The following is a 15276-nucleotide window of genomic DNA, read 5'->3' on the forward strand; positions in this document are numbered from 1 at the left end:
GACCCATCAGAGGCCCGATTTCCCCTATTTTTGTTGCGCTGCATCAAAATCGCAAGGTCAAACGGTCGCAGCATTCCCGGGTCCCTCCATCACCAGGAGGCCCCGTCCTTGCCGCTTTGCAGCATAAAGCGCTGCGTCAGCCCGCCGCAGGAGGTCGTCCGGCGTGGCGGCGGGAGGCAGGGCGATGCCTACCGACACGCCAACCTGCACGGGTCCGCCGGGCAGGTCGAAAGGCCTTGATACGATTGCAATCAGGCGCTCTCCGAGGCGCCGCGCGGAGGCGGCGGGGAAGAGCCCCGCATCGCCCGGCGGCGCGGGATGCAGGATGGCAAATTCGTCCCCGCCGAGACGGGCCATGAGGTCGCCTGGACCCAGCTCGGAGCGGCAACGCTCTGCCATGGCGCATAGCAGAGCATCGCCCGCCGCATGGCCGCCAGCGTCGTTCACCTGCTTGAAGTTGTCGAGATCCAGGCACAGCAGCGCTAAACCTGCGTCGCCGTCCCTGGCACCGGCCAGACAGGCGTCAAGGCGCGACTTCAGAAAAGCGCGGTTGGCAAGGCCGGTCAGGCTGTCGTGGGAGGCGAGATGCTGGAGCTGTAGCTCCGCTTCCTTGCGGCGGGAGATGTTGCGCACCGAGGCCACATAGCCGTCCGCCTTGCCGGTCGCGTCATAGGTGAGCTTGACGAAGGCTTCCAGCCACACCCAAGAGCCGTCCCGGTGGCGCTGGCGGGTCTCGCTCACCGCCACGCCGATGCGGCCGGCCCGCATGTCGGCCATCAGCAGGCCGAACTGCGCGGCATCGTCGGGATGCACGATCTCCGCCGCCCGGCGGCCGATCATCTCCTCCGGCTCGTAGCCCAGAAGCGTGCGGACGGAGGGCGAGATATAGGTGCGCACACCGTCCAGCGTGCCGCGCACGATGGTGTCGGTGGTGGTGTCGGCGAGCAGCCGATAGAGGGCGGCCTGCTGTGTGGCCGAGGCGAGCGCCTCGGCCTGCCGCGCCTGCGCCTGCGCCATGCGGGCAAAGCCCTCGAACAGGGCGCGATCCGTGGCCGAGAGGGCATCGCCGCTCGGGCGGGTGATGAAGAAGCGGCCGACGGGTGCGCCAGCCTTGCCCGCAAGCGCGAAGCCCGCGAACAGGCCGGATGCATGAGGATGGGCGTCCAGCACGAGCGGCCCGTCCGCGCCGTCGAGCCGGGCGAGAAGGGGCGCCAGACGTGCAAGAGCATCCCCGCCGCCGCCCGCGAGCATGGTCGTGCCGGCGCTGACGAACCCCGCCATCTCAGCCCGCAGCGTCAGGCGCGCCGTGTCGCAGAGCGCGTGCAGCAGGTCATCCCCGCCCGCCTCTGGGTTCGCCCCGCCGCTGGTCGTCCCGCCTCTGTGCATGCATCCCCTCCGCAGGGGGATGATTCCGCAGGTGCCTGTGCACGGCAAGCCAAGACGGCGAGGGCGTGGCGCTTGTTGGGCGGAGGGCCTCTGCTCCCATCCGCGTCCGCCATCGACAGGCCGGTTGGCGGCCGTCATACTCGCTTCAACAAATACAGGACGGGGAGGAACATCGGTGCAGTCGGAAGCGGCGGCGCGTCGGCTGCGGGACGCATCGAGCCATCCAGAGTTCGGCCCCTGGCTGGCCCAGGCCTCCATCCTCGTGGTGGATGATGAGCCCGGCATCCGGAACTTCCTGGTGCGCACGCTCGCCCCCCGCTGCAAGCTGGTGGAAGAGGCCGCCGACACGCAGCAAGCCTCCGCCAAGCTCGATGCCCAGCATTTCGACGTGGTGATCGTCGACAATGTGATGCCCGGCAAGAGCGGGGTGGAGTGGCTGGCGGAGCAGCGCTCCGTGGGCCTGTTCGCCGATGCCATCCTGATTACCGCCTATGCGGACTTGGAAACCGCCATCCGGGCGCTGCGCGCCGGGGCGGTGGACTTCGTGCTCAAACCCTTCCGCTCCAACCAGATCCTCAATGCGGTGGCGCGGTGCCTGGATCGTATCCGGCTGCAGCATGAGAATTTCATGCTCCAACACGAATTGCGCTTCAGCGCCAATCACGGCGTGTTGCGCGACCGGCTGATTGGCGAATCCCACCTCATTGCCCAGGTGCGCGAGACCCTCTCCCGCGTCGCCCGCATGCCCACCACCGTGCTCATCACCGGGGAATCGGGCACCGGCAAGGAAGTGGCGGCCCGTTCGCTTCATGCCTTGTCGGAGCGGGCCGAGAAGCCGTTCGTGCCGGTCAATTGCGCCGCCATCCCCGCCGATATGATCGAGAGCGAATTGTTCGGCCATCTGAAGGGGGCCTTCACCGGCGCGCTGGCGGGCCGCGACGGGCTCTTCCTCCATGCCAATGGCGGCACGCTGTTCCTGGACGAGATCGGCGAACTGCCCCCCGCCACCCAGAGCAAGCTCCTGCGGGTGCTGGAGGATCGCCGCGTGCGGCCGGTGGGGGCCGAGCGCGAGGTGCCGGTCGACCTGCGCTTTGTCTTCGCCACCAATCGCGACCTGGAGCGGGAGGTGCGCGAAGGTCGCTTCCGGGCCGACCTCTTCTACCGCATCAATGTGATGAAGATCGATCTGCCACCGCTGCGCGCCCGCGGTGAGGACGTGGCGGAACTGGCCGCCATGTTCATGCGCACCTTGTCCCGCCAATTGGGCGTGCCGCCGGTGCCCCTCGATGCCGCCGCCTCCGCCGCGCTCGCCCGCTATGACTGGCCGGGCAATGTGCGGGAATTGCGCAATGTCATCGAGCGCACCTTGATCCTCGGTCGCCTGCCGGACGATTTCCCCGGCCGCGCGCCTTTGCGCCGCGAAGCGCTGGGAAACAGCCTCGACGAGGTGGAGCAGCGGCACATCCTCTCCGTGCTGGAGGCCTGCGGCTTCGACCGCACCGAGGCCGCCCGCCGCCTCGGCATCTCCCGCAAGACCATCGACCGCAAATGCGCGCGCTGGAATGTCCGTGAGCCCTGAAGGGGCAGGCGCGCGCCCGCGCGGGCGCTCCGTCCGCTTCCGCCTCCTGGCCATCGCGCTTCTGCCCACTTTGGTGGTGGTGCCGCTGCTGCTGGGCGCCACCATGGCGCGCTGGAACGCAAAGTTCGACGCGCTTTTGGCCTCCAAGGTCCATGGCGACCTCACCATTGCCCACCAATATCTGGCCCGCCTGCTGGAGATCACCGGCGACCATGTGCAGGCGCTCGGCCTCTCCGCCTTGTTCCGCGACGTGGCGGCGGGGCGGCAGGACAGCGATCTGTCGGAATTGCTGGAAACCCGGCGGCGGGCGCTGGGGCTGGATTTTCTCTATGTGATCGATCCCGGCGGTCAGGTCTCCGCCGCCGCCCCGCCGGCCACCGGCGCGCCGCTTCGGGCCGACTGGCCGGTGATCGAGGCGGCGTTGCGGGGTGAATTGCGCACCGCAATCGATATCTTCACGGCGCAGGATTTGGCCGCGCTCTCCCCGCACCTGGAAGAACGGGCGCGCATCGAGCTGGTGCCCACCCCCAATGCCCGTCCCACGGACCGGGCGGCGGAGACCTCCGGCATGGTGGTCCATTCCGCCGCAGCCGTGCGGTTCGAGGATGGGCGGGTGGGGGCGCTGGTGGGTGGCATCCTGCTCAACCAGAACCTCGTCTTCATCGACACCATCAACGACCTCGTCTACCGCGCCGCCAGCCTGCCGGAGGGCAGCCAGGGCACGGCGACGCTGTTCCTGGGCGACGTGCGCATCTCCACCAATGTGCGCCTGTTCGAGGGCAAGCGGGCGCTGGGCACGCGGGTTTCCAACGCGGTGCGCACGCAGGTGCTGGAGGAGGGCCATATCTGGCTCGGCAGCGCCTTCGTGGTGAACGACTGGTACATGTCCGCCTACGAGCCCATCACCGACAGCTACGGGACGCGCGTGGGCATGCTCTATGTGGGCTTCCTGGAGCGGCCCTTCTTCGAGGCCAAGCTCTCCACCGTCCTCTCCGTGGTGCTCGCCTTCCTGGTGGTGGCGGCGGCCAGCGTGCCGCTTTTCCTGCGCTGGGCGCGGGGCATTTTCCGGCCGCTGGAGCGCATGAACGCCACCATCGCCGCCGTGGAGACGGGCGAGCGGGAAGCCCGGACCGGCCTGAAGCATGCTGATGACGAGATCGGTCGCGTGGCGCTCCATCTCGATCATCTCCTCGACCAATTGGCCGAACGCGAGCGCGAACTGGTGCGCTGGAATGACGAGCTGAATGTGAAGGTGGCCGAGCGCACCCGGGACCTCGAAATCGCCAACCGCCAGATCGAGGCCACCACGCGCCAGCTCATCATGTCGGAGAAGCTCGCGGCCATTGGCGAGGTGACGGCGGGCGTCGCCCATGAGATCAACAATCCCGTGGCGGTCATCCAGGGCAATCTGGACGTGTTGCGCGATGTGCTGGCCGATCATCCCGACCGGGGGCGCACCGAGTTCCGGCTCATCGACGAGCAGATCGACCGCATCACCCAGATCGTCAACAAGCTGCTGCAATTCGCCCGGCCCGAGGAATATGCCGGCTTCGTGGAGGCCAATGCCCCCGCCGAGGTGATTTCCGACTGCCTGCCTTTGGTCCAGCACCTTCTCAACCGTTCCGCCATCACCCTGGTGCGGGAGGATGCGGCGAGCCGGCTCATCGTCATGAACCGCACCGAATTGCAGCAGGTGCTGGTGAACCTCATCGTCAACGCGGTGCACGCCATGCCCCAGGGCGGCCGCCTGACCTTGCGGACGCGCGATGCCGAGCATGATGGACGCCCCGGCATCCGCATTGAGGTGGACGATACGGGGGTGGGCATGAGCGAAGAGGTGCTGGCGCGCATCTTCGATCCCTTCTTCACCACCAAGCGCCAGCAGGGCACGGGCCTCGGCCTGTCCATCACCCAGAAGCTGATCGCCCAGCAAGGCGGCGCCATCGACGTGCGCAGCACGCCGGGGGAAGGGACGACCTTCTCCATCTTCCTGCCCGAGGCCAACTGAGGCTTCCCCCCCGTTTGGACAATTTGTCCCGCGCGCCGGACGAAATGTCCCGTGCGCCTGTTCCCCATTGGGCGGCCATTTCCGTCGGGTGATTGAAAACGCTGATCTTTCCCCGCGTACCGCGTGTGGCACGGCGCTTGCGGAAGGTGTTCCGGACAAAACGCACAAAAACCGGAGGACACGTCCGCAACCGCCCCGCTTCTCCGCATGTCCGGCCGTCATGGCCGGCGCGGACGCGGAGCCGGCATCCAAGACACCTCAATCGTGCCCACCGCCTCAGGCCGGCGGCGCACGCCATCAATCACATCGAGGGCAATCTCGGGGGAAACGCATGACTGCTGGTATCGAGACCTATCACGGCGCGGCCAAGGAGGCCGGGCTTCTGGACCGGGAGCGCATCATCGCCCGTCCCGGCTTCAACCGCTGGATGGTGCCGCCGGCCGCCTTGGCCATCCATCTGTGCATCGGAATGGCCTACGGCTTTTCCGTCTTCTGGCTGCCGCTGACGCGCTCGCTGGGCGTCTCCCAGTCGGTGGCCTGCCCGGACCTCACGCTGGTGGGCGCGCTCTTCACCCGCACCTGCGACTGGCGCGTGGCGGATCTCGGCTGGATCTACACCCTCTTCTTCGTGCTGCTGGGCTCCTCCGCCGCCATCTGGGGCGGCTGGCTGGAAAAGGCCGGCCCGCGCAAGGCGGGCGTGGTGGCGGCCCTGTGCTGGTGCGGCGGCATCGCACTGGCGGCGCTGGGCGTGGCCATCCACCAATTGTGGCTGATGTGGCTGGGTGCTGGTGTCATTGGCGGCATCGGCCTCGGCCTCGGCTATATCTCCCCCGTCTCCACCCTCATCAAGTGGTTCCCCGACCGGCGCGGCATGGCCACCGGCATGGCCATCATGGGCTTTGGTGGCGGCGCCATGATCGGCGCGCCACTGGCCAACCTGCTGATGACCCATTTCCGCACCGCCGAGACGGTGGGCGTGTGGCAGACCTTCCTGGTGATGGCGGCGGGCTATTTCGTCTTCATGATGGCCGGCGCCTTCGGCTATCGCGTGCCCCCGTCCGGCTGGCGTCCGGAAGGCTGGAACCCGCCTGCGGCCAAGTCCGCCCTCATCACCCACCGCAACGTGCATCTGCGCGATGCCCACAAGACCCCGCAATTCTGGCTGATCTGGGCGGTGCTGTGCCTCAACGTGTCGGCGGGCATCGGTGTCATCGGCATGGCCTCGCCCATGCTGCAGGAGATCTTCAGCGGCCGCCTCATCGGCCTGCCGGACCTCACCTTCACCCAGCTGGACGCCTCCCAGAAGGCGGCCATCGCCGCCATCGCGGCGGGCTTTGCGGGCCTGCTCTCGCTGTTCAACATTGGCGGCCGCTTCTTCTGGGCCTCCCTGTCGGACCGCATCGGCCGCAAGAACACCTATTATACCTTCTTCATCCTCGGCATCGCGCTCTATGCGCTCGCCCCCACGGCGGCGCACATGGGCAGCCAGGTGGCGTTCGTGGCCATCTTCTGCGTGATCCTGTCCATGTATGGCGGCGGCTTCGCCACGGTGCCGGCCTATCTCGCCGACATCTTCGGCACCCATTTCGTGGGCGCCATCCATGGCCGGCTGCTGACCGCCTGGGCGACCGCCGGCATCATCGGCCCGGTGGTGGTGAACTATATCCGCGAGGCGCAGCTCAATGCCGGCATCCCGCGGGCGCAGGTCTATGACTTCACCATGTATATCCTGGCCGGCATGCTGGTGCTGGGCCTCATCGCCAACGCCCTGGTGCGTCCGCTGCCCGAGCGCTGGTACATGAGCGAGGCCGAGGAAGCCGCCCTTCTTGCCAAGAGCGCGGCCGCGCAGAAGGGGCCGTCCGGTTCGTTCGGCATCGGTCGCGGCGGTCTCGACCTGAAGGCGGCTTTGGCCTGGGCGGCGGTGGGCATTCCCATGCTGTGGGGCGTGTGGATCACGCTGCAGAGCGCCGCCATCCTGTTCCGCGCCGGCTGATCGCGCGCCGACCAGACACGACCGGGCGCGCCCTTCCGGCGCGCCCGTATCGCTGGGGGAACAGGCCATGCTGGACAAGCTGGAAATGCTGCTGTGCCTGGCCGCCGAGCGCCATTTCGGCCGGGCGGCCCTCGCCGCCGGCGTGACCCAGCCCACTCTGTCGTCCGCCGTGAAGACGCTCGAAGAGCAGTTCGGCGTCCTCATCGTGGCGCGCGGCGCCCGCTTCCAGGGCTTCACGCCGGAAGGGGAGCGCATCCTCCATTGGGCACGCCGGCTCGTCGCCGATGCCCGCAGCATGCGCCAGGAGATCCGCGCCGCCAGCGAGGGCCTGTCGGGGCAATTGCGCCTTGCGGTGGTGCCCACCGCTCTGCCCTTCGTGGGCGAGCTCACCTTGCCCCTGTGCCGGCGTCATGCGCGCCTCGGCTTTTCCATCCTCTCCATGCCCGCCGACCAGATCCTCACGGCGGTGGAGCAATTCTCCGTGGATGCGGGCATCGCCTATGTGCAAGGGCCGCTGCCGGCACGGCTCATGGCCATTCCCCTCTATGAGGAACGCCACGGCTTGCTTCTGGACGAGGCCTTGCTGGCGACCCATCTGGCCGAGCGCGAGAACCCGGCTCGAAGCGGCTGGAGCGCGGCACGGGCGAGCGCGCCGCCGGCTTTCGTGAGCTGGGCGCAGGTGGCGCGCCTGCCCTTGTGTCTTTTGTCGTCGGATATGCGCTATCGGCGCCTGGTGGATGCCCGCCTCGCAACCATCCCTGGTGCGGCGGCGCCGCGCGTGGAGACCAATGCGCTGACCGTCCTGGACACCCATGTGGCGTCCGGCCTCTTCGCGACCCTCCTGCCCGTGCGCCACGCTCGCGCCTTGGCCGGCCAACGCCCTGGAGGCACGCGGCTCATCGCCATTCCCCTGGAGGAAGACGGGCCCGGCCACCAGATTGGCCTCGTCGTGCCCCGCCGCGATCCCTTGCCAGCGGCGGTGGCCGCCCTGGCGGAAGCCGCCCGCCGCTGGCCCGCCACGGGCATCGACGCCCGTGGCGAAGCGCCGGTGCCCGCCTGAGCCGGCGCGTCTCACGCCGGGGGGCGCGGGGCCAATTGGGCGGCGAGGTAGCGCTCTGAAGACGGACGGCTGACGCCTTGGCACCGCCCCTGCCAATCCTGGAAGAGGCACGCATCGGCCCGCCTCCCGGCGGTGTTGGAGGGGGCGGTGTTGGAGCGGGCGGGGGCGGCGGCGAGAGGGGTCTTTGAGGTGTGAGACATGTCGCGTTCCTTTCGGTTGCGACATCCCTCTGAGTTTCCCCACGCGGGCCCTTCCGACCGCTCCTATGGGGCGGCGGTCGAGACCGCCCGGCGCAGCGCCGAAAGACGCTGGTCGAGGGCGGCGAAGTCCGGACCGCCAGGGGTCGGGGTTGTGGCGGAGGCCACGGCGCCCCCTTGCAGCGCGCGGGAGGCAGCCTCCTGCTGGCGCGCCTGGGCCATGAGCCCGGCCAGTTGCGCCGCTGCTGCATCCCGCTCCCGCTCGATCTGCGCCAGCTCGGCGCGGGACACCGTGTTCGACGCCTCCAGCCGCCGGATCTGGGCGTCGATACCGGCCAGATCCCTTTGCCGCGCCTCGGCGGCGCGGGTGGCGGCAGAGACCTGCCGGTCGAGCCGTGCGGCCTCCGCCTCGCTGGAGGCAAGGCTTGCCCGCAGCTTGGCATCTGCCGCGCCGATGGCCGCCAATTGCTGGGTGCGTGCCGCGATGCGGGCGTCATAGGCGCCGGTCGCCGCGCCGCCGCCCGCGCGCGTGGCTCCGATGATGCCGCCGATGGCCGCGCCCGCCGCCACGCCCAGCAGGGCGCCTTCGCTCACCGTGCGGCGGTAGTCGTCGGTCTGAGCCTGGAGGCGGGGGGCTGCGACCCCTTGCGCGGCTGCGGCCGGCACGTCCACCGCCAGCAGGCCCGCACACAGGACGAGCGTCATCGCCCACATGCCCCGGCATCCGGCATTCGGCCTGTCTGGCGCGGTCGCGATCGCCCTGCCCAGCCTTCTCATGGTCCCACCTCACGCCGCGGGAGTGGGGAAGAAAATTGCAATTATCAATTGCAATTTTAACAGCGATCTACCCAAAATAGGTGCAGTGCGGGAGAGGGTGGGGCGGGTGCCATGGGGATGTTCCACATATCGCAGGCGCAGCCGCGCGCGCCCGAAGCGCGGGTGGCTGTGCGGATCGGTTCGGTGCCGCGTCGCACGGTCACTTCACTCACCACGATCCGCTTCGACGAGGGCCGCAGCACCTACGTTTTCGGACCGGAGGTGCCGGCCAGCTTTCGCATGGAGACCCGCGTCTTTCTGCGGCGGAGCGCCGAGGGGACGCCGCGCAAGGTGACGTCGCGGCGGTTCGAGATCGTGGTGGATCCCAAGCACGCATCCGCCCATGAGGTGAAGGCGGGCCACATTCTGGCCTTCGCCGATCTGCCGCCCGGCCAGCGCCGGGTGCAGCAGGCCCGTCTGCAGCGCCGGGCGAAAGCGCTGGCGCCCGTCATGTTCGATGATCTGGAACAGATCCGCGCGGCCTTTCCCGATCCTGCCGCCCTGGATGATCGCGCGGCGCTGCGCGCCCTCCACGCCTTGCCGGTCAATCTGTTTTCCAGCGCGCCGGGGCTTTCCGCCTGTATCGCCGCCGACGAGTCGGGGGCATTTGCATCCTATGACGATGAGGTGGATCTGGCGGGTGCCGACGCCTCCGACGCGGGGGGACCGGCCCGGGCCAAGCTCACGGCCCGCACGCGCGAGGACGGCACTTATGCCCTCGGTGTGGTGGCTGATCCAAAGGCCGTGCGCGACCACCTGTTCCTGCACCCCCGCTTGAAGATCCTCCTGGACCTGTCCGGGGATGGCGCGCTGAAGCTGAAGGTTCCCGGCCGCAAGACCAATATCCGGGTGCCGGACGATCTGTCGGCCCAGGTCATCGCCCATTTCGGCCTCGCGCTCGAGCAGGCGCTGGCCGGTGCCGGCGAAAAGCACGCCAAACATCTCGGCTGGCCGGTGGCGGACTATGCCCATGACCTCTTCTTTATCCATCTGAAGGAGGCGGTGCGGCGCACGCAGGGGCGCTATCCGCAGTTCCGGCAATTGTTCGAAGGGGTGGCCGACCCGGACGGCGCGGTGTCCGACGAGGATGGCGATCCCGAGCCTCCGCCCTTCGATCCGCCACCCCGGGACGAGGACTGATGGGGGGCGCTTCGCCATATGGGCCGGCCCCCGGGGCGGCAGGGGCCGATCTGGCCGTGACGCCTCCCCTGCGCGGCCGGCCGAGCGGGCCGGAAGCCGGCTTTCGCGAGCGCCTGCAGCATCCGGCCTGGCCGCCTTATGTGGCGGCGGTGATGAATGTTGACGCCTCTGAGCCGGGCGGCCACGGCTCCGGCATCCTGGTGGGCGAGCAGCATGTGCTCACCTGCCTGCACGTGATCCTCTTCGGACAGGGCGTGGGCGACCGCCTGTCCCTGAGCGAGGCGCTGCCCAGCTTTCGCGCCACCTTCGGTGACCTTCCCGTGTCGGTGCATCTCTTCGGGGCCGGGGAGCGGCCGCGGCGTGCCACGTGCGTGGCCGAGGATCGGCACCTGGATCTGGCCTTGCTGAAGCTCGACGAACCCGTGTTCGGCGTGGCGCCGCCCCTGGAGGCGGTGGAGCCGCTGGCCGGGATGCAATGGGCCTTCTTCTGCGGCTTCGAGCGCGCGCCCGATCTTCGCTTCGCCTACACATTGCGGCAGATCGATCCCATGCTGGGCACCCTGGCGGTGGGGACGCGCCGCACCGGCGACCACGCCTTTGGTGTCCCGGCCGGCTATAGCGGCGGGGCGGTTTTCTGCGAACGGGAGGGCCAGCCGGTCTTCGTCGGTCTCGCGGACATGGGGGGAATTGCCACCGCGGCCGGCCATTATGCGGCTGCCGACGCGGTCCGCCGTTTCCTGCGCGAGAAGCTCGGCCATCACTGGGCCGACACCTTGCCCGTCACCGCCGGTGCGCGCCGGGCACGGATCGCCGGTTTGTTGAGCCGGGTGGCCGGCGGCGTGGATGTCGCTCCCGAGTTTCATCTCCTGCCGGGGGAGGGGGTGTTCCTCGCCGTCCATCCCTTGACCGCCGCCTCGGCCGACCAGGCATTGGGACGGTCGGTCCGGCCCGGCGGCGACCGGTTGGTCGCCCATGTGCCGGACCCCGAGGCCCTGGGGCGCCTTTTGCATTTTGCCCGGCAGCGCACGGGCCTGCCGATCCGGTTGCCGAGCCTTGCAGCGTTCGGTGCCCTATGTGCCAGCGGGCCGCCGGTGCGCATCGTCGGACGGCCACCCGTCCTTGGCGACCTGTGGCACGCAGACGGGCTGCGCGCGCCGCCCGAGGTGTGCGCGGTGTGGGTGGAGGCCGATGGCGCGCCGTGCGTTGCGGTGTTCGAGGGCGGGCGGGTGATCCGCCACGGCTCCGCGGGCGGCGCTCTTGCCGGCATGCCCCATCGGCGCATCGCCTTCCTCCCGGCCTTCGCGCCGCAGGACGGGTCGCACCGATGAGCGACTCCCTGTGGCCCGAAGGCGCCGCCGACGCCGTGGCTTCCAACGGGGAGGACGACGGCGCGCGGGCAGGGAAGGCGGAGGGCGCCTCTGGCGTGATCTTCCGGCGAGACGGGGCGGCGGTGGGGGCGCCCGTGCTGACCTACCGCATCGACCCGCCGGAGCCGGCCCCGCGTGCCGATCCTGCTCTCGCGCAGGCCATCCCCGGGGACATCTGCGCGCCTGACCTCCTGTCGGAAGCCCTCATCAATCTTCCATAAGGGGAGATTGATCCAAATGTGCACAAAAATGGGGTCACTTCCGCTCGGAAGGTATTTTATAGCCGCCCCTGTCTGTCCATATCCCGCTAAGGTTGCGCCTGCGCGGGAGGAGACAAGATCATGACCACGTTGAGCGTCAACCTTACTCCCACCTTGCAGACGACGCTGCAGCAACCGGGCGTGTGGGCCTATGCGGTCTATTTCGACAGCACGGGACCGGTCTGGAACCCGCTGGTGGAAAACGGCCAACTCCAGACCACGGCCGGCGCGCTCGACATCGCGCTGCCCACCACTTTCAATGGCGGCAAGGTCTATTTTCTCATCCAGAGCCAGGATTCCTCGCAGCCCTATGATCTAACGACGTTGATCACCGGCGAGGACAATATCAACTGGACCAGCGCCCAGACCTACGACTTCCGCTATGACAGCTTCGAAGTCTCCCTGCTGAGCGCGCCGGGCGATGCCGGCAACCTGACTTCGGTGGAAGGCTTCGGCCTGCCCATGTCGGTGGCCATCAATTATTCCAACGGCACCAGCGCCTCGGTGGGCTACGGCATCACCGGCAGCGCGCTGTTCCAGCAGATCGCCGACATCGATGCGTCAAAGACCTATGTCTATGACTATACGTCCGGCCCCTTGGCCGGGGACCCCCGCGCCGGCATTTCGCCGTCCCAGGCGGTGGGCCTCTCGCCGCCCAATCCGGCCTTTCAGGCCTCCGATTGGGACGCCTATATCCAGAGCCTGGAAAATACCACCGCCGCTTCCGCCATCACGCTCGCCGGCTATTTCAACGGCGCGCCCGATGCCAACGGCATTTATCACAACGAAGCCTTCTTCTCCTATCAGTTGCAATGGGACGCGAGCGAGAACGTATTCTGGCTGGCGCCCACCGAAAGCAGCAACGTCAAGGGCTATATCAAGATCACGCCGGACAATCTGGCGGACAGTATCTATTCGACGCTCGGCACGGTGGAAATCTATACCAACCAGACCGACACCACGCCCTACCAGATCCTCGGCAGCACCTCGCCGGAAATGAATACCGGCCTTAACAACCAATGGGGCGAGGTGCTCACCCAGTTCCTGACCGGCTTCACCGCCGGCTATTACGGCACCACCGGCGCCTCGCCCAACGGGGCGGTGACGACCCCTATCGACCTGAATGCCAACTGGAACTGGGATCCGACCTATGCGTTCGGGCACAATCTTTCCTCGGCCCAGCCAGTCTATATGGACCCCTATTCGGAGATCTATTTCTACAATTCCAATTCCTATGGCTCGGGATATTCCGACAATCTGATGCGTCAATACAGTGTCGGCGGCCCCCTCATTTCGGTGTGGGACTCCCAGCTCGGCACCGATGTCAATACCATCTCGCTGACCATCTTCGACGACAGCGAGCAGCCCACCGGCTATACGACGCCCGTCCTGTATAATTACATTGCCCCCGTGGGTGGCAGCTATGGGGTGCCCACCTATAGCGGCGATGGCACCAACATGGTGATGACCTTCGCCAACCACGAAATGGTGCTGGTGGAGGATACCCCCATCGTGCTGCGCATCTATGCCGGCATGAGCGGCGGGGTGGCGCAGTGGAACGAGGTCACCATCCAGGCGGCCTCCGGCGAGACGCTGTGGCAGAACTGGAACCTCACCTATGATGCCGGCACCGGCACCTATGCGGCGAGCGCGGTCTCCGGTTCCTCGCAGCCGGCGGGCTCGCTGCTGGTGAACAACCTGCCCAAGCCGCAGGACGGCACGGCCTGGTACCAGATCGTGGTGGGCACGGGCGATGCGGCCAAGACCTACAACCTCTATGCCAATGTCACCGGCGGCGAGCTGGAGAACCCGGCCTATGCCGGACAAGAGGGGAGCCTGGCCATTGATGGTCTGGCCCTGGCGACGCCCAGCGCCTCCACCGCGCAGACCATTTCCACCTTCTCGCTGAGCTTCCTCTATGGCGGCTCCACGTCCATCGATCCCGCTTTGCTGGAGCAGAACACGGCCGCGAGCTATGTGAGCACCCGCGCCGTTCCATTCGCGCCGGTTGCGGGAACGCTCGATGGCGGCACCTTCACCGCGGAGCCGGACCAGGACAATGCAACGACGAATGCCGTCACGGTCTCCGAAGGAGCGATCGCCTTCGGCTGGACCGGCACCAACACCGCCTCCGGCACCGCGTCCTGGATCTCCGGCTACACCAACAAGGTGGGCGCCCTGAACTGGGGCGTGCTCTCCCTGGTGGAGGCGGGTGGGGGCACCACCTTCGCCCCGCTGGGCGCCCAGGCGGATATTGACGGCCAGTGGACCTCTGTTGCCGCGACCTTGGGAAATGGCACCTACACGGTCACCATGACCGAGTATGCACAGGCCGATACCGGCTTCACCACGCCGCTGGGACCCCAGAGCTCGGCCCTCACCCTGACGGTCGACCTTTCCGACCTCCAGATCCAGACCACCGCCGGCAATGCGTTGAAGCTGCTGGACGATGCCTCGGCCACCGCCGGCAATTGGCTGCGCTTCGAGGTGCAGTCCTCCAGCCTGCCCCATTCCACCAGCGTGCTGCTTTATGTGGTGAATGCCCAGGGCGAGCTGGTGGCGCGCGATGGCGAGACGGGCGCCGGCGTGACGCTGGAGGATGCGGTCATCGGCACCCTCGGCGCCGCGGTTTCCGATGCCGGGGCGACCTTGTTCAACGGCTCGCAGATGGTCTATCTGGGCCTTGGCCAGGAATTGCGCTTCGCCCTTCAGACCGGCGATGCGCCCGTGAACCTTGCCCCCACCTTCTCGGCCACCGTCCCGGGGGACGGCACCGCGGTGCTGAACGTGGGCGGCGTTCACATGTTGGCCAGCGTGGACAACACCCTCACTGATGGGGCGGAGCTGGCCGCTCCCCAGCGCGCCGCCAACGAAGCGCTCACCTATCTCACCCACGGGGCGACGCTGGACGTGGAGGTCGCCGGCAGTTGCGCCAATACCAACCAGCTCGCCTTCGTGAAGGTGGACGTGAACCCCGCCACAGGCACCTGGAGCGTCAACGGCGTAGCCTATGGCGATACGCCGGAATTCCATGCCGCCGTCCTCGCCAGCCTGGATGCCGGCTATTCGGCCCAGCATGGGGGGGGCACCTTCCAGGCGTCCTCCACCTGGACTGTCAGCGGCTCGGACGGCTATTACGTGCCGGTTCTGGTCACCCAGTCGGGCGCAGTCTTCCTGCCCGGGCAAGGCAATTCGGGTGGGCACGAATACATCCAGATGTATGGCGAGAACACGTTCGGCTTCGAGGATCTGACCGCCGCGCAAGGCTCGGATTTCGACTATAACGACATGGTCATGCACCTCGTGCCGCACCTCTGACGGCGGGCACGCCGGCCGCTCACCTGGGTTTCGGACGCGTCCGACATTCACCCCTGCGGCCGGCTCCGCCTTCCAATGGGAGGGCGGCGAGCAAAGACATTGCGTTCCCCCGCATGGGCATCTTGACGCCCTCCGAGCCTGACCCGGCTGGA

Annotated in this window: 11 protein-coding genes; 8 read left to right on the plus strand and 3 right to left on the minus strand. The window is 68.0% G+C overall.

Annotated features, from left to right (window positions below; genetic code table 11):
• Nucleotides 1-57 precede the first annotated feature (57 nt).
• Nucleotides 58-1386, minus strand: a complete 1329-nt coding sequence (locus J5J86_RS20560) for a diguanylate cyclase domain-containing protein (protein WP_209101487.1) — start codon at nt 1384-1386, stop codon at nt 58-60.
• A 175-nt stretch (nt 1387-1561) separates the two neighbouring features.
• Between J5J86_RS20560 and J5J86_RS20565 the strand changes: the two genes are divergently transcribed.
• The 4 genes from J5J86_RS20565 (at nt 1562) to J5J86_RS20580 (ending at nt 8026) form a co-directional block, all read left to right on the plus strand.
• Complete coding sequence (locus J5J86_RS20565; protein ID WP_247657735.1) at nt 1562-2965, plus strand: sigma-54-dependent transcriptional regulator; 1404 nt, start codon at nt 1562-1564, stop codon at nt 2963-2965.
• Nucleotides 2949-4973 (plus strand): sensor histidine kinase, encoded by a 2025-nt coding sequence (locus J5J86_RS20570; protein WP_209101494.1) that lies wholly within the window; start codon nt 2949-2951, stop codon nt 4971-4973. Before J5J86_RS20565 ends, J5J86_RS20570 begins: the two co-directional genes overlap by 17 nt.
• A 331-nt stretch (nt 4974-5304) precedes the next feature.
• Nucleotides 5305-6966, plus strand: coding sequence for an OFA family MFS transporter (locus J5J86_RS20575; RefSeq protein WP_209101497.1), 1662 nt, complete (start codon nt 5305-5307; stop codon nt 6964-6966).
• 67 nt (nt 6967-7033) lie between these two features.
• Nucleotides 7034-8026, plus strand: coding sequence for a LysR family transcriptional regulator (locus J5J86_RS20580; RefSeq protein WP_209101500.1), 993 nt, complete (start codon nt 7034-7036; stop codon nt 8024-8026).
• 11 nt (nt 8027-8037) lie between these two features.
• On the opposite strand, the gene J5J86_RS20585 is transcribed toward J5J86_RS20580, so the two are convergent.
• Both J5J86_RS20585 and J5J86_RS20590 read right to left on the minus strand, forming a co-directional pair.
• Entirely contained in the window at nt 8038-8226 is a 189-nt protein-coding gene (locus J5J86_RS20585; RefSeq protein ID WP_209101503.1) for a hypothetical protein, read from the minus strand.
• A 63-nt stretch (nt 8227-8289) separates the two neighbouring features.
• A complete protein-coding gene (locus J5J86_RS20590; RefSeq protein WP_209101506.1) occupies nt 8290-8937 on the minus strand; it encodes a hypothetical protein in 648 nt (215 codons plus the stop codon).
• Nucleotides 8938-9117: 180 nt separating this feature from the next.
• Between J5J86_RS20590 and J5J86_RS20595 the strand changes: the two genes are divergently transcribed.
• From J5J86_RS20595 to J5J86_RS20610, 4 genes are all read left to right on the plus strand, one after another.
• Nucleotides 9118-10179 carry a hypothetical protein gene (locus J5J86_RS20595; protein WP_209101509.1) on the plus strand — a complete coding sequence of 354 codons (1062 nt, stop codon included), beginning with the start codon at nt 9118-9120 and terminating at the stop codon, nt 10177-10179.
• Nucleotides 10180-10235: 56 nt separating this feature from the next.
• Nucleotides 10236-11507, plus strand: a complete 1272-nt coding sequence (locus J5J86_RS20600) for a S1 family peptidase (protein WP_209101512.1) — start codon at nt 10236-10238, stop codon at nt 11505-11507.
• On the plus strand, nt 11504-11767 hold the full coding sequence (locus J5J86_RS20605; RefSeq protein ID WP_209101521.1) for a hypothetical protein: 264 nt from the start codon (nt 11504-11506) through the stop codon (nt 11765-11767). The genes J5J86_RS20600 and J5J86_RS20605 overlap by 4 nt, the downstream gene beginning before the upstream one ends.
• A 120-nt stretch (nt 11768-11887) precedes the next feature.
• Nucleotides 11888-15124, plus strand: coding sequence for a hypothetical protein (locus tag J5J86_RS20610; RefSeq protein WP_209101522.1), 3237 nt, complete (start codon nt 11888-11890; stop codon nt 15122-15124).
• Nucleotides 15125-15276 lie beyond the last annotated feature (152 nt).

Origin of the sequence: Aquabacter sp. L1I39 (assembly GCF_017742835.1) — a bacterium.
GTDB lineage: Bacteria > Pseudomonadota > Alphaproteobacteria > Rhizobiales > Xanthobacteraceae > L1I39.

Bases quoted from the DNA above. Each gene is read 5' to 3' on its own strand.
- J5J86_RS20560 (WP_209101487.1), bottom strand. From the start codon at position 1,386: ATGCACAGAGGCGGGACGACCAGCGGCGGGGCGAACCCAGAGGCGGGC.
- J5J86_RS20570 (WP_209101494.1), top strand. From the start codon at position 2,949: ATGTCCGTGAGCCCTGAAGGGGCAGGCGCGCGCCCGCGCGGGCGCTCC.
- J5J86_RS20575 (WP_209101497.1), top strand. From the start codon at position 5,305: ATGACTGCTGGTATCGAGACCTATCACGGCGCGGCCAAGGAGGCCGGG.
- J5J86_RS20580 (WP_209101500.1), top strand. From the start codon at position 7,034: ATGCTGGACAAGCTGGAAATGCTGCTGTGCCTGGCCGCCGAGCGCCAT.
- J5J86_RS20585 (WP_209101503.1), bottom strand. From the start codon at position 8,226: ATGTCTCACACCTCAAAGACCCCTCTCGCCGCCGCCCCCGCCCGCTCC.
- J5J86_RS20590 (WP_209101506.1), bottom strand. From the start codon at position 8,937: ATGTGGGCGATGACGCTCGTCCTGTGTGCGGGCCTGCTGGCGGTGGAC.
- J5J86_RS20595 (WP_209101509.1), top strand. From the start codon at position 9,118: ATGTTCCACATATCGCAGGCGCAGCCGCGCGCGCCCGAAGCGCGGGTG.
- J5J86_RS20605 (WP_209101521.1), top strand. From the start codon at position 11,504: ATGAGCGACTCCCTGTGGCCCGAAGGCGCCGCCGACGCCGTGGCTTCC.
- J5J86_RS20610 (WP_209101522.1), top strand. From the start codon at position 11,888: ATGACCACGTTGAGCGTCAACCTTACTCCCACCTTGCAGACGACGCTG.